Origin of the sequence: Cupriavidus nantongensis, assembly GCF_041726985.1 — a bacterium.
In the GTDB taxonomy this organism is placed as follows: Bacteria; Pseudomonadota; Gammaproteobacteria; order Burkholderiales; family Burkholderiaceae; genus Cupriavidus; species Cupriavidus nantongensis_A.
Genome location: NZ_CP168303.1, coordinates 2,469,306 through 2,482,372, shown reverse-complemented (window position 1 = coordinate 2,482,372; position 13,067 = coordinate 2,469,306). Strand labels below are relative to the sequence as shown.

Annotated in this window: 15 protein-coding genes; 3 read left to right on the top strand and 12 right to left on the bottom strand. The window is 69.4% G+C overall.

Annotated features, from left to right (window positions below; translation table 11 throughout):
• Positions 1–6: 6 nt before the first annotated feature.
• Together ACEI37_RS22680 and ACEI37_RS22675 are read right to left on the bottom strand one after the other, a co-directional pair.
• Positions 7–807: an ankyrin repeat domain-containing protein gene (locus ACEI37_RS22680; protein ID WP_373378246.1), complete on the bottom strand. Its 801-nt coding sequence runs from the start codon at positions 805–807 to the stop codon at positions 7–9.
• 17 nt (positions 808–824) lie between these two features.
• Positions 825–1,577 (bottom strand): gamma-glutamylcyclotransferase, encoded by a 753-nt coding sequence (locus ACEI37_RS22675; RefSeq protein WP_373378245.1) that lies wholly within the window; start codon positions 1,575–1,577, stop codon positions 825–827.
• A gap of 268 nt (positions 1,578–1,845) precedes the next feature.
• Between ACEI37_RS22675 and ACEI37_RS22670 the strand changes: the two genes are divergently transcribed.
• Positions 1,846–2,166, top strand: a complete 321-nt coding sequence (locus ACEI37_RS22670; protein WP_373378244.1) for a hypothetical protein — start codon at positions 1,846–1,848, stop codon at positions 2,164–2,166.
• A gap of 41 nt (positions 2,167–2,207) precedes the next feature.
• On the opposite strand, the gene ACEI37_RS22665 is transcribed toward ACEI37_RS22670, so the two are convergent.
• From ACEI37_RS22665 to ACEI37_RS22635, 7 genes are all read right to left on the bottom strand, one after another.
• Positions 2,208–2,555, bottom strand: a complete 348-nt coding sequence (locus ACEI37_RS22665; protein ID WP_018008195.1) for an FKBP-type peptidyl-prolyl cis-trans isomerase — start codon at positions 2,553–2,555, stop codon at positions 2,208–2,210.
• A gap of 62 nt (positions 2,556–2,617) precedes the next feature.
• Positions 2,618–3,166 (bottom strand): YaeQ family protein, encoded by a 549-nt coding sequence (locus tag ACEI37_RS22660; protein ID WP_012353517.1) that lies wholly within the window; start codon positions 3,164–3,166, stop codon positions 2,618–2,620.
• Between the two features lie 111 nt (positions 3,167–3,277).
• Positions 3,278–3,586, bottom strand: a complete 309-nt coding sequence (locus tag ACEI37_RS22655; RefSeq protein ID WP_373378243.1) for a hypothetical protein — start codon at positions 3,584–3,586, stop codon at positions 3,278–3,280.
• 124 nt (positions 3,587–3,710) lie between these two features.
• Positions 3,711–4,298: a YceI family protein gene (locus ACEI37_RS22650; protein ID WP_373380303.1), complete on the bottom strand. Its 588-nt coding sequence runs from the start codon at positions 4,296–4,298 to the stop codon at positions 3,711–3,713.
• A 5-nt stretch (positions 4,299–4,303) separates the two neighbouring features.
• Complete coding sequence (locus ACEI37_RS22645; RefSeq protein WP_116295823.1) at positions 4,304–4,687, bottom strand: MAPEG family protein; 384 nt, start codon at positions 4,685–4,687, stop codon at positions 4,304–4,306.
• 65 nt (positions 4,688–4,752) lie between these two features.
• Positions 4,753–4,995: an RNA-binding S4 domain-containing protein gene (locus ACEI37_RS22640; RefSeq protein ID WP_373378242.1), complete on the bottom strand. Its 243-nt coding sequence runs from the start codon at positions 4,993–4,995 to the stop codon at positions 4,753–4,755.
• Positions 4,995–6,752, bottom strand: a complete 1,758-nt coding sequence (locus tag ACEI37_RS22635; protein ID WP_373378241.1) for a glutamine--tRNA ligase/YqeY domain fusion protein — start codon at positions 6,750–6,752, stop codon at positions 4,995–4,997. Before ACEI37_RS22635 ends, ACEI37_RS22640 begins: the two co-directional genes overlap by 1 nt.
• A gap of 267 nt (positions 6,753–7,019) precedes the next feature.
• Between ACEI37_RS22635 and ACEI37_RS22630 the strand changes: the two genes are divergently transcribed.
• A complete protein-coding gene (locus ACEI37_RS22630; RefSeq protein ID WP_373378240.1) occupies positions 7,020–8,456 on the top strand; it encodes a CoA transferase in 1,437 nt (478 codons plus the stop codon).
• Here ACEI37_RS22630 and ACEI37_RS22625 read toward each other — a convergent pair.
• From ACEI37_RS22625 to ACEI37_RS22615, 3 genes are all read right to left on the bottom strand, one after another.
• Positions 8,453–9,070 (bottom strand): pyridoxamine 5'-phosphate oxidase family protein, encoded by a 618-nt coding sequence (locus ACEI37_RS22625; RefSeq protein WP_373378239.1) that lies wholly within the window; start codon positions 9,068–9,070, stop codon positions 8,453–8,455. The two genes, ACEI37_RS22630 and ACEI37_RS22625, sit on opposite strands and share 4 nt — an antisense overlap.
• A gap of 284 nt (positions 9,071–9,354) precedes the next feature.
• The gene (gene ggt / locus ACEI37_RS22620; RefSeq protein WP_373378238.1) at positions 9,355–10,980 is read right to left on the bottom strand and encodes a gamma-glutamyltransferase; all 1,626 of its coding nucleotides are present in this window, start codon (positions 10,978–10,980) and stop codon (positions 9,355–9,357) included.
• A gap of 56 nt (positions 10,981–11,036) precedes the next feature.
• Positions 11,037–12,014, bottom strand: a complete 978-nt coding sequence (locus tag ACEI37_RS22615) for a tripartite tricarboxylate transporter substrate binding protein (RefSeq protein ID WP_111519498.1) — start codon at positions 12,012–12,014, stop codon at positions 11,037–11,039.
• Between the two features lie 159 nt (positions 12,015–12,173).
• Between ACEI37_RS22615 and ACEI37_RS22610 the strand changes: the two genes are divergently transcribed.
• Positions 12,174–13,058, top strand: a complete 885-nt coding sequence (locus ACEI37_RS22610; protein ID WP_373378237.1) for a LysR substrate-binding domain-containing protein — start codon at positions 12,174–12,176, stop codon at positions 13,056–13,058.
• The last annotated feature ends 9 nt before the right edge of the window (positions 13,059–13,067 follow it).

Genomic DNA, 13,067 nt, shown 5'->3' with positions numbered 1-13,067 from the left:
GCGGGCTCAATGCCCGCGCACCCGCATCAGCATCTTCACCATGGTCTTGTAGCCGCGCTGGCGCGCATGGCGCGTGGGGGTGACGCCTTCGCGGTCGGCCAGGTTGGCGTCGGCGCCCGCGTCCAGCAGCAGCTGCACCGTATCCTCGTAGCGCGCGCTGCCGTCGCCCAGGATCACCGCCTCCAGCAGCGCGGTCCAGCCCAGGTCGTTGACGTGGTCGACGGCGATGCCGGCCTTCAACAGCAGCTTCACCACTTCCACATGGCCCTGCTGGCTCGCCACGATCAGCGCGGTGCCATGGTAGCGGTCGGTGCTGGCAAGGTCGGCGCCGTGCGCCAGCGCCAGCCGCACCATGTCGGCCTGGCCGGTGGCGGCCGCCAGCAGGAACGGGCTGTTGGCATCGGCATCCTTCAGGTTGACGTCGGCGCCGGCCAGCATCAGCGTGCGCGCGACCTCGGTGTGGCGGTTGTGCACGGCCGCTAGCAGCGCGCTGTGGCCACGTTCGTCGGCGGCGCGGGCCGAGGCGCCCGCGGCCAGCAGGCGCGACACCAGGGCCTGGTCGCCGGCGCTGGCGGCGGTGATCAGGTTGCGGTCGAGCGTGCCGATGGCGTCGCGGCGTGCCGGCGCCTGCGTGGCGGGGGCGCGCGGCGGGCGCGCCGCGGGCGTGTTGGCGGCGCCGCCGGCCGGACGCGCCGCCAGGGTCTGACTGCCCTGCGCCGCCAGCAGGCCGCCGCCCATCAGCAAGCCCACCAGCCCCAGCAACTCATTGAGTGCCTCTCTGCGGGTGCGGGCGGCGGGGCGCGTCATGGCGGCAGCTCCTGGGCTCAGACGGTTTCGTGAGGGCTGGCCGGCAGCAACGAGTCGGCCGGCGCCTGGCCCGCGGGGGCTGCAGGTTCGGCGGCGTCCCCCGCCTGCAGCTGGCGCCAGAGCCGCCCGAGGTAGGGATCATCGACGCCGTTGGTGGCCAGCCCCAGCAGGGTTTGCTGCAGGTATTCGCGTGCCGGGCCGTAGAGGCCGGCGGCGTGGCGCAGCCGTTCCACCACGCTGGCGTCGGGCAGCCGGCCGGCGTAGGCCTCGTGGGAGCGGTTCATGACGAAGGCCAGCGCGCGCTGCTCCGGCGCGCCGGCGGCGCCGACGCGGATGCGCAGCCAGCGCGGATGGTAGGCGCCGGTCAGCATCTCGCGGCGCCACAGCACCCGGAACTCCTGCTCGACCACATGGCTGGGCACGCGGAAGGCCATGCCGTGGCAGCAGCCGCCGCGGTCCAGCCCGAGCACGAGCCCGGGATTGTCCCAGGTGCCACGGTTGATGCGGGAATAGAGGTAGAAGCCGCGGTGGTAGCCGTGCACCGTGGCGCGCTGGCGCTCGGTGTGCACCACCATCGGGTTCCAGATCAGCGAGCCGTAGCCGAATACCCAGACATCGCCGCCCAGCGCGGGATCGTCGGGGCGGTGCGCCAGCGTATCGGCAAGCGACTGCTCCAGCGCGGCCTCGGGCAACAGCGAGGACGCAACCGGGGTGCTGCACAGCGAGGTGCGCAGCCGGTCGGATTCGAGGTCCTGTCGCGTGATGCCCATGCTGCAAGCATAAATCAAAGCGGCGTCCCGGGCGGGCCGGGGAAATGCCACAAGTGGCACTTTTAATCGGAATTGTCCGAGTCAGCGGTCGCGGTGTGGGCGCCAGACAACGGTCGCAGCCGCGTGCCGCCGTTGCCACGCGCGACGGCCGTGCGGCGCCGCGCCTTGTCGTTGGTCAGGCCGGCGCGAAATGCCGGCAAGAATTGCGCGCCGCTGGCGCCGCCGAGTCCTTACAATGGGGCCTCATCCAACCCAGGGGGAACCTGCGATGGCACGTACGCTTACGGTGGTGTTCGGCAGCGGCAAGGAATATGACTTCACGATCGGCACGGACGAGCTGGCCGCGGTCACCGAGGATGCCGCCTGGCGCTGGTTCGACCGGGAATACACCGAGCTGGACTGCCAGGCATCGAGCCCGGTGGGCAAGGTGCTGGTGATCGACAAGATCCTGAATGTCGCCAAGTTCTCGGGAGAAGCACGCTTCTCCGGCAATGCTGCCTGGGCCCAGGACTATGCGCGCCATGCGGCGCGGCTGCTGGACCGGGACAAGGTCCGCGTCGACGTCGGCAACGCCGCCATCGGTTTCTGAGCGCGCCCGGGCAGGGCGCCCGGGCACTTGAATCGCCAGCTTCAGACCGCCAGCAGTTCCACTTCAAACAGCAGCGTCGCGTTCGGCGGGATCACGCCGCCGGCGCCGCGCGCGCCGTAGCCCAGGTCCGCCGGGATCACCAGGCGGCGCACGCCGCCGACCTTCATGCCCTGCACGCCCTCGTCCCAGCCGCGGATCACATGGCCGGCACCCAGCGGGAACACGAACGGGTCGTTGCGGTCCTTGCTCGAATCGAACTTGCGGCCGGCCTGGCCGTTCTCGTACAGCCAGCCGGTGTAGTGCACGGTGACGTGCTTGCCGGCGGTGGCTTCGGCGCCGGAGCCGACGGTGGTGTCTTCGTATTGCAGGCCAGAGGGCGTGGTTTGCATGGCGTGGTTTCCTTGCGATGGAAAAGACGTGGACAGGGAAGATGAGCGCAGCGCCGCTGCGCTCAGGCTTGGGCGCGCTGGAGCACTTCCAGCGTCAGTTGTACGTTGCGGTCGTCGTCGGCTACCCAGATATCGCCGTCCTGGATCGTCACCGACAGGCGCATGGCGCGTTGCGCCAGCGCGGCCAGCGCGTCGACGGCCTCTGCCGGGACATTGTAGACGGTGACGTTGCGCAGCTTGCCGGCCTTGCCTGCCATGCCCTTCCACCATTCGCGCGCGCTCGCGGCATTGTAGGTGTAGACGGTCACGCGCTCGGCGCGGGCCGCGGCGCGTTTCAGGCGGGCTTCGTCGGGCTGGCCCAGTTCGACCCAATGCGCGATGTCGCCTGTCAGGCGCTTGTCCCACAGGTCGGGCTCATCGGGTTCGTCGAGGCCGCGGGTAAAGGCCAGGGTTTCACTGGCCTCGCAGGCAAAGGCGAGCAGGCGCACCATCATGCGCGCGTCGTTCTCTGACGGGTGCTGGGCGATGGTCAGGCTGTGGCTGCCGTAGTAAGGCCGGTCCATGTCCGACACGGACAGTTCGGCCTTGAAGATGGTGGATTTGAGCGCCATGAGGTGAGGTGAGCGGCAGGCGCCCCGGGCTGGGGTGCGTACGACGCAAAAGGCCGCATCATACGCGATTCAATGCCGGCGATTCAAAGCCGGCGATTCAAGGCCCGCGCCTCAGCGCTTGCGGTATTCCTTCAGGTAGAAGCGTAGCAGCGCCGACACCAGCAGCGTGCCGAGGAAAGCCGCCGCCACCACCAGCGCCTGGCCCGGCGGGGTATCGATCTGGCCCGCCAGCCCGAGGCGGAACAGCCAGGTGCCGACCATCATCGCCAGGAACGGCATCAGCAGCGCGCCGCGCCCGTAGGTGCGCACCGCCCACAGCGGGAAGCGGCGCAGGAAGTCGCCCGGAATGCTGCAGGCCAGGCAGGCCCCGGCAGCTGCCAGCGCGGCGGCCACGATGTCGCCGGAATGAATCTCGAACATGGTCTCTGTCTCGCGTCGCCGCACACGCGCACGAAGCGTGGCAGGGATTTTGCAAAGCGCTGATTCTACAAGAGAAATTTGTGGCGCAGGTGACGAGTAGGGTAAGCGCGGGGTTGGCGGCCGGCTAGCGCGGAACGCTTGCCGCGGGCGATGCCTCGACCGCCACTTGCAGCGTCACGAGGTCGCCGACCTCGGGCAGGAAGCGGGTCATGCCGAAGGCACTGCGCGGCACTTCGGCGCGGAAGTCGCCGCCGCAAACCTGCCGGCTCACGCCGAACAGTGTGACCTCGCCGCAGCGGAAGCGCTCGGCCAGCAGGCGCACCGGGCGGGTCACGCCATGCAGCGTCAGTTCGCCCTCCACGGCGGCGAGGCGGCCGGCTTCGGTCAGGAACCGGTCGGCGCGCAGCCGTGCCACCGGGTGCTCGGCAATATCGAAGAACTGCGCCGAGCGCAGCACGCCGTCCAGCGTGCGGTTGCCGGTATCGACCGAGCCCAGGTCCACGGTCACGTCGATGGCGCCGGCACCGCTGTCCGCGTCATAGAGCAGGCGGCCGTCGATCTTGCCGAAGCGCCCGCGCACCGAGCTGCGCTCGAAATGGCTCGCCGAGAAATAGACGGTGGTATGGGCCGGATCCAGGGTGTACTCGACCGGCGCCGCGTGGGCGGCGGTGATCCCGGTGGCGGCCATAAGCACCAGCGCGCGCAGGGCCATGGGCATCAGTGGACAAAGACCGGCAGCAGGAAGATCCCCACCACGGTCAGGTAGCCGATGGTCCAGCACAGCGTGCGCAGCGTGGCGCGGTCGGTGATGTAGCACAGGGTGTAGAGCACGCGCACCGCGATAAAGGCCATCGCCAGTTCGTCGACGCGGGCCTGCGGCGCCTGCAGGTAGGTGGCGCTCAGCACCGCCGCGGCAAAGAAGGGGAAGGCCTCGAAATGGTTGCGGTGCGCGAGGTCGGCGCGGCGTGCGCGACCGGATTGCCGGTCCAGCCAGCCGCGCGGGTCATGGTTGTCGTAGCCCGGCGCGCTGGCCTTGGCGATGGCCACCGTCGCCAGCGGCAGCACGCCGGCCAGCAGCACGCACCAGAAAGCGATCGGCATGGTCATCCTTTCGGTTGCTGTGCCGGCGCCGGCCGCAATGGGCGGCGCGCCGGCCTTCCGCGGGCTCAGGCGGCGACCACGCGGATCTCGATGCCGGCCAGGCGCACCACCTGCCCGGCGCGGATCTTCGCAGTCTTGCGCGATTCGGGCGCGCCGTCCACCGAGACTTCGCCGGCCGCGACCAGCGCCTTGCCGGCGCCGCCGCTGTCGCACACGCCCGCCAGCTTGAGCAGGTCATTGAGGGCGATGAACTCGCCCTCGAGCGGGAAGGTGATGGTCTGCACCGTTGCCTTGCCAGCTCTTGCCATCACTTGCCCCAGCTGTCTTTGAGGCCGACGATGCGGTTGAACACCGGCTTGCCCGGCATCGAATCGCTGCGGTCGGCGACGAAGTAGCCATGGCGCTCGAACTGGAAGCGGTCTTCCGGCTGCGCCTCGCGCAGGCCCGGCTCCAGGTAGGCGGTGATCACCTGCTTGGAATCCGGGTTGAGCGCATCGAGGAAGTTCTTGCCGCCGGCATCCGGGTTGGGATCGCTGAACAGGCGGTCGTACAGGCGCACCTCGGCTTCATACGCATGCGCCGCGCTGACCCAGTGGATCACGCCCTTGACCTTGACGCTGTCGGCGCCCGGCGTGCCGCTCTTGGTGTCGGGCAGGTAGTTGGCGTGCACCGCCACGACGTTGCCGTCGGCATCCTTGTCCACGCCGGTGCACTCGATCACATAGCCGTACTTCAGGCGCACCTTGTTGCCGGGGAACAGGCGGAAGTAGCCCTTGGGCGGGGTCTCGTTGAAGTCCTCGCGCTCGATCCACAGCTCGCGCGACAGCGGGAACACCCGCTTGCCCAGTTCCGGCTTCTTGGGGTGGACCGGCGCCGAGCATTCCTCGCTCTGGCCTTCGGGATAGTTGTCGATGATCAGCCTGAGCGGATCCAGCACGGCAACGCCGCGCGCGGCGCGGCCGTCGAGATCGTCGCGCACCGAGCCTTCGAGCGTGCTCATGTCGATCCAGCTGTCGGCCTTGGCCACGCCGACGCGGTCGCAGAACAGCTGGATCGATTCCGGGGTGTAGCCGCGGCGACGCACGCCCACCAGCGTGGGCATGCGCGGATCGTCCCAGCCGTCGACGCGCTTTTCGTCGACCAGCTGCTTGAGCTTGCGCTTGCTGGTGATGGCGTAGGTCAGGTTCAGCCGCGCGAATTCATACTGGTGCGGCAGCGGGTCGCGGAACACGCCGCTGTCGCGCAGGTGCTCCAGCACCCAGTCGTACAGCGGGCGGTTGTTCTCGAACTCCAGCGTGCACAGCGAGTGGGTGATGTTCTCCAGCGCGTCCGAGATGCAGTGCGTGAAGTCGTACATCGGGTAGATGCACCACTTGTCGCCGGTGCGGTGGTGATGCGCGTGGCGGATGCGGTAGAGCACCGGGTCGCGCATGACGATGTTGGGCGCGGCCATGTCGATCTTCGCGCGCAGCACGTGTTCGCCGTCGGCGTACTTGCCGGCGCGCATGTCGCGGAACAGCTGCAGGTTTTCCTCGACGCTGCGGTCGCGGTAGGGCGAGGGCTTGCCCGGCTCGGAGAAATTGCCGCGGCTGGCGGCGATCTGCTCGGCCGACTGGCTGTCGACGTAGGCGGCGCCGCGCTCGATCAGCGTCTCGGCGAAGGCGTAGAGCTGGTCGAAGTAGTCGCTGGCGTAGTACAGGTGCGGCTGCGCGGCGCCGTCCTTGCCGGTGCTGTCCCAGGAGAAGCCGAGCCAGTGCACGGCGTCGATGATGGAGTCGACGTATTCGGTGTCTTCCTTGACCGGGTTGGTGTCGTCGAAGCGCAGGTGGCAGCGGCCGCCGTAGTCGCGCGCCAGCCCGAAGTTCAGGCAGATGCTCTTGGCATGGCCGATATGCAGGTAGCCGTTGGGCTCCGGCGGGAAGCGGGTGATGACGGTCGGCAGCGGCTCGCCTTGCTTGTCCTGGCGGCCGGCGTAGGTGCCGGCGGCGAGGTCCTGGTCGATGATGCTGCGCAGGAAGTTGGAGGCGGCTGGGGTGCTGTCGGTAGGCTTGTTGTCGTGGCTCATGATGGCGCCGGTTGGCCGGCCGCAAGCGCCTGCAAGCGCGCCTGCAGGGCGTGGGGCCGGGTCTTCGGATTGCGTGGCGGAATGCCAATAGCGGGATTTTACCGTGCCGGCGGCGCCGCACGCCGTGAGCATCGGCTCATTTTGTGGTCTTGTCCGTTGCCGGCACGAGTTGCGCGCACCGAAAGTGATGTGTCGGAGTAGCATGGAGACCCGTGCCGGCCACGGCCGGCAGTCACCCCATCGCAGCAGGAACGCCCAGGAACGACCATGACCGCCCCCACCGCTGCGGCACAAGTGCCGCCCATGCCCCTCGATGTCGTTGGCGCGCTGTGGCGCGATGCCGGCCTGCCCGCCGAGGCACTGGCCCACCTGCGCCTCGATGGCACCGAGCCGGTGCTGCCATCGAGCTTTGCCGTGGGCACCGCGGCGCAAGCCAGCGTGGCCGCGTCGGCGCTGGCCGCGGCCACGCTGTGGCAAGGCCGCAGCGGCCGCTGGCAGCAGGTCGGCGTCGACATGCGCCATGCCATCACCGAGTTCCGCAGCGAGCGCTACCTGCGCGTCGATGGCGGCCCGGCACCGGAGCTGTGGGACAAGATCGCCGGCATCTACCGTTGCGGCGACGGCCGCTGGGTCCGCCTGCACACCAATTTCCCGCATCACCGCGACGGCGTGCTGCGCCTGCTGGGCTGCGCCCATGACCAGGCGGCGGTGCAGGCGGCCCTGGAAAAATGGGAAGCCGAGGCGTTCGAAACGGCCGCGTCCGACGCCGGCCTGGTGGTCGCGGCGCTGCGCAGCTTCGACCAATGGGACCGCCACCCGCACGCTGCGGCGCTGCGCGGCCTGCCGCCGGTGACGCTGGAGCGGATCGGCGACGCCCCGCCGCAGCCGTTGCCGGCGCCAGGGTCGGCGGATGCGCAGCCGCTCTCGGGCGTGCGCGTGCTCGACTTCACCCGCATCATCGCCGGCCCGGTGGCGGGCCGCACGCTGGCCGTGCATGGCGCCGACGTGCTGCTGGTGACCGCGCCGCACCTGCCGTCGATCGCGCCGCTGGTGATCGACACCGGCCGCGGCAAGCGCAGCTGCCAGCTGGACCTGCGCGACGCCGACGACAAGCGCACGCTGCACAAGCTGCTGCACGGCGCCGACGTGCTGGTGCAAGGCTACCGGCCCGGCGGCCTGGCCGGACTGGGCGTAGGCCCGGAGGCCGCGGCGCGGGCCCGTCCGGGCATCGTCTATGTGTCGCTGAGCGCGTACGGCCACGTCGGGCCGTGGGCACACAAGCGCGGCTTCGATTCGCTGGTGCAGACCGCCACCGGCTTTAACCACGCCGAGGCGGAAGCCGCGGGCAGCGACACGCCGCGCCCGTTGCCGGCCCAGGTGCTGGACCACGCCGCGGGCTACCTGCTGGCCTTCGGCGCCATGGCCGCGCTGCACCGGCGCGCGGTGGAGGGCGGCAGCTGGCATGTGCGCGTGTCGCTGGCGCAGGTGGGGCAGTGGCTGCGCGGGCTGGGGCGTGTGCCCGACGGGCTCGGGGCGCCCGAGCAGAAGATCGACGACGTGGCCGACCTGCTCGAAGCGGTGCCGTCCGGCTTCGGCATGCTGACGGTGGTGCGCCACGCCGCGCACCTGTCCGAAACGCCGGCGCGCTGGACGCTGCCGTCCGAGCCGCTCGGCACGCACGCGCCGGAGTGGCTGCCGCGCTAGTAGAGGGTGGTGCGCTGCCGCTCGGGCAGCTCGCGGTCATAGGCGGCGCCGTCGATGGCGTTGCCGCTCAGCGTGGCCAGGATCTCGCCGTTGCTGGGCAGCGACTGGCGCGCGACCTGCGACTGCGCGGCCCACAGCCGCGAGCGGATCAGCGCGCGGGCGCACTGGAAGAACACCGCCTGCACCGTGATCACCAGCACCGTGGTCGGGGCCTTGCCGTCGACCACGCAGCGCGCGATCAGCGCCGGGTCGACGCTGATCTGTGCGGTGCCGTTGACGCGGATGGTCTCGTTGATGCCGGGGATCACGAACAGCAGGCCCACGCGCGGATCGGCAACGATATTGCGCAGGCTGTCGATGCGGTTGTTGCCGCGCCGGTCCGGCAGCAGCAGCGTGCGCGGGTCCAGCACCTGGACGAAGCCGGGGGCGTCGCCGCGCGGCGAGCATTCGGCCCAGTCCTGCCCCACCGTCGACAGCAGGCAGAACGGCGCCGCTTCGATAAAGGCCTGGTAGTGCGGGTGCAGGTAATCGACTTGCTTGGACAGCGACGGCGCCGCCGGTTGCGCGTAGAGCGCTTCCAGTTCGGCCAGCGTGGTGATGGCGTGCGAGGTCATGGCAGGCTGGGCAGTGGGGGCGAAAGCGTCAATGTAACGCACAATTTTCGCGATGCCGCTTGCAGCAAGCTCCCCTCGCCCGCTTGCGGGAGGGGCGGGGGAGAGGGCGGGAGCGTCAATGGCTGATGCCCGTGGGTGAAAACCGAAGGCTTCGCTTGATGGGGCTCGTTGCTAGCCCACCCCTCACCCCGGTCCCTCTCCCCATGAGGGGAGAGGGATAACACCTTGCTCAGGCGAGTTCGGGCGGCTTGGGAGCACGCAAAACCGCGCTCCTTTTTTTGGCTTTAGAACCCCACCGCCTGCCCGTCGCGCCGGCTGTCGCTGGCGGCGACGTAGCCATGCTCGGCGTCGTCCGACAGGCGCCAGATGAACTGGCCCGAGCCGAAGTCCATGTACGGGTCGTCCACCGACTTGAGCTGGTGGCCGCGCGCCTTCAGGCCCTCGACCGTGGCCGGGTCCATGGTGCCTTCGACGTCCAGCGTGAAGTCGCGGTTGACCTTCCAGCGCGGCGCGCAGCAGGCCGCCTGCGGCTGCTGGTTGTAATCGAGCATGCGCACCACGGTCTGCACGTGGCCCTGCGGCTGCATGTCGCCGCCCATCACGCCGAAGCTCATCACCGGCTGGCCGTTCTTGGTCAGGAACGCCGGGATGATGGTGTGGAACGGACGCTTGCCGCCCGCGACCACGTTGGCGGACCTGGGATCCATCGAGAAGCCGACGCCGCGGTTCTGCAGGCTGATGCCGGTGCCCGGCACCACCACGCCCGAGCCGAAGCCCATGTAGTTCGACTGGATGAACGAGATCATCATGCCGTTCTCGTCCGCCGCGGTCAGGTAGATGGTGCCGCCGACCTTGGGCATGCCGAAGTTGAAATGCGTGGCGCGCTGCATGTCGATCAGTTTGGCGCGCGACTTCAGGTAGGCGTCGTCCAGCATCTGTTCGGGCGTGACCTCCATGCTGCGTGGGTCGGCCACGTACTGGTACAGGTCGGCGAAGGCCAGCTTCATGGCCTCGATCTGCAGGTGCTGCGAATCGACCGAATCCACCGGGATCGAGGCCAGGTCGAACTGGTCGAGGATGCCCAGCGCGATCAGCGCGGCGATGCCCTGGCCATTGGGCGGGATCTCGTGCAGTTCATAGCCGCGATAGGACTTGCTGATCGGCTTGACCCAGTCGGGCTGGTAGTTGCGCAGGTCGTCGAGCGTCATCGCGCCGCCGCACTGCTTGCTGAAGGCGGCGATCTTCTCGGCGATCGCGCCTTCGTAGTAGGCACGGCCGCGGGTCGCGCCGATCTGGCGCAGGGTCTCGGCGGCGTCCTTCATGGTGAACTTCTCGCCCACCGCCGGGGCGCGGCCGTTGGGCATGAAGGTGTCGGCGTAGCCGGGTTGGTCTTTCAGTTCCGGCACCGCGGCGGCCCACTTGTGCGCCACCACCGGCGGCACGGCGTAGCCGCGCTCGGCGATCTCGATCGCGGGTTCCATCAGGTCGGCGAACGGCAGCTTGCCGAAGCGCTCGTGCAGCGCGGCCCAGCCGGCGACCACGCCGGGCACGGTGACCGAGTCCCAGCCGCGGATCGGGCGCTTGGCGAGGCCGTTGGCGTCGGTGCCGTACTTGGCCTTGAAGTATTCCGGGCTCCATGCCGCCGGCGCCACGCCCGACGAGTTCAGGCCATGCAGCGACTTGCCATCCCACAGGATGGCGAAGGCGTCGCTGCCCAGGCCGCACGACACCGGCTCGACGATGGTGATCGCGGCGGCCGCGGCGATGGCGGCATCGACGGCATTGCCGCCCTTGAACAGCATGCGCAGGCCGGCCTGCGCGGCCAGCGGGTGCGAGGTCGAGACCACGTTGCGCGCAAACAGCGGGATGCGCACGGACGGGTAGGGGTTGGTCCAGTTGAAGTTCTGCATGGATGAGTCCTTTGTTCTCGGTGCGCCGGGGCGCCCGGTGGCGTTCGGTGGCGTTCTTATTCTGCCGTGATCTTGCGATCCCTGATCAGCTTGCCCCAGCGCGCGCTGTCCTGCTTCACCATGGCGGCGAACTGGGCGGGCGTGCCGCCCACCGGTTCGGCGCCCAGCTTGGCCAGCCGTTCCTTCACCTCGGGCGACTGGATGGCCTTGTTGAACTCGGCATTGAGGCGGTTGACGATATCGGCCGGCATGCCCTTGGGGCCATAGATGCCGAACCAGGTATCGGAGACGAAGCCCGGCAGGCCCGATTCGCTGACGGTGGGGATTTCCGGCGCCAGCGGCGAGCGCTTCGCGCTGGTCACCGCCAGCGCCTTGAGCTTGCCGTCCTTCACATGCGGCAAGCCCGACACGATGCTGTCGAACAGCACCTGCACCTTGCCCGAGATCAGGTCAGGCACGGCCAGCGCGGTGCCGCGGTAGGGGATGTGGGTGATGAACACGCCCGCCTGCGTCTTGAACGCCTCGGTGGTCAGGTGCACCACGGTGCCGTTGCCGCTCGAGGCGTAGTTCAGTTCGCCGGGATGCTTCTTGGCATAGTCGACCAGCTCGCGCACGTTCTTCACCGGCAGGCTGTTGGGCACCACCAGCACGTTGGTGGCGATCGCGACCTGGCCCACCGGCGTGAAATCGGTCTCGGTCTGGTACGGCAGGCGGGGATTGATATGCGGCCCGATCGAATGCGTGCTGGTGGTGGCGATCAGCAGCGTATAGCCATCGGGCGCGGCCTTGGCGGCCATGTCGGAGCCGATCGCACCACCGGCGCCGGGGCGGTTGTCGACCACGATCTGCTGGCCCATGTTGCTGCCCACCTTCTGCGCGATGGCGCGGGCCAGCAGGTCGGTCGCGCCGCTGGCGGGGAAAGGCACGAGCAGCCGGATCGGCTTGCTCGGGTAGCTGTCGGCCAATGCCGGAGTGGCGGCCAGGCACAGGCCGATGCCAAGGCCGGTGCCGAGGCGGCGCAGCCAGGATGTCATGGGTGTCTCCGAGAATCAGGTGGGGGCGGATTGATGATCGGCTTTCATTATTCCGTGCTGCCGGTCACAAAGAAAGCTAATATTTCTTTCCAATGTCGCAAGAAATTTTTAAGTATCGAACGCCATGGCGACAGGGCGTTTGCCTAGCTGGTGTGCATCATGAGCACTGTCCGTTTCCTTCGCACTTTCGTCGCCGTGGCCAAGCACGGCTCGTTCGCTGCCGCCGCGGCCCAGGTGGCGCTTACCCAGGCCGCGGTCAGCCTGCAGATGCGCGCGCTGGAGACCGAGCTGCGCCGGGAACTGTTCGACCGCAACGGCCGCGTGGCGGTGCTCAATGCGGATGGCCGCGCGCTGCTGCCGCAGGCGCGCAAGCTGCTGGCGCTGTATGACGAGATGCGGCTGCCGCTGGCATCGGCCGAAGCCATGGCGGGCGCGGTCGCGGTGGGCGCGGTGGTCTCGGTGATGGGCGGCCTGTCGCACGCGGTGGCGCGCATGAAGCGCACCTATCCGGCCCTGGACGTGCGCCTGGTCGGCGCCAAGTCGATCGAGCTGGCGGCGCAGGTGGAGGCCGGCGAGCTCGACGCCGCCATCCTGGTGGAAGGCGCGGCACGCGTGCCGGGCACGCTGCGGTGGACGCCGCTGTACCAGGAGCCGCTGGTGGCCATCGCCGCGCGCGGCAGCCCGGGCCGCGACGCGCGCGAGGCGCTGGCGGCCAACCCCTACCTGCGCTTCGACCGCAGCCAGCGCACCGGCGTGCTGGTGGAGCGCACGCTGCGCCGCGCCCACCTGAAGGTCAACGAGTTCCTGGAGCTGAACGCAATCGAGGCGCTGGTCGAGCTGGTGCGGCAGGAGGTGGGGGTGACGGTGGTGCCGCTGCTGCGGCGGGCGCGCTGGCGCGACGACGACGCCTTGCGGGTGCTGCCGCTGCTGGTCAACGGCGAGCCGGTGATGCGCCAGATCGGCATGCTGGAGCGGCGCGACCATGGCCGCGGGCGGGTCACGGCGGCGGTGCGGGCGGCCTGCAGCGAATTGTTCGGGGCCTAGCGGCCACGG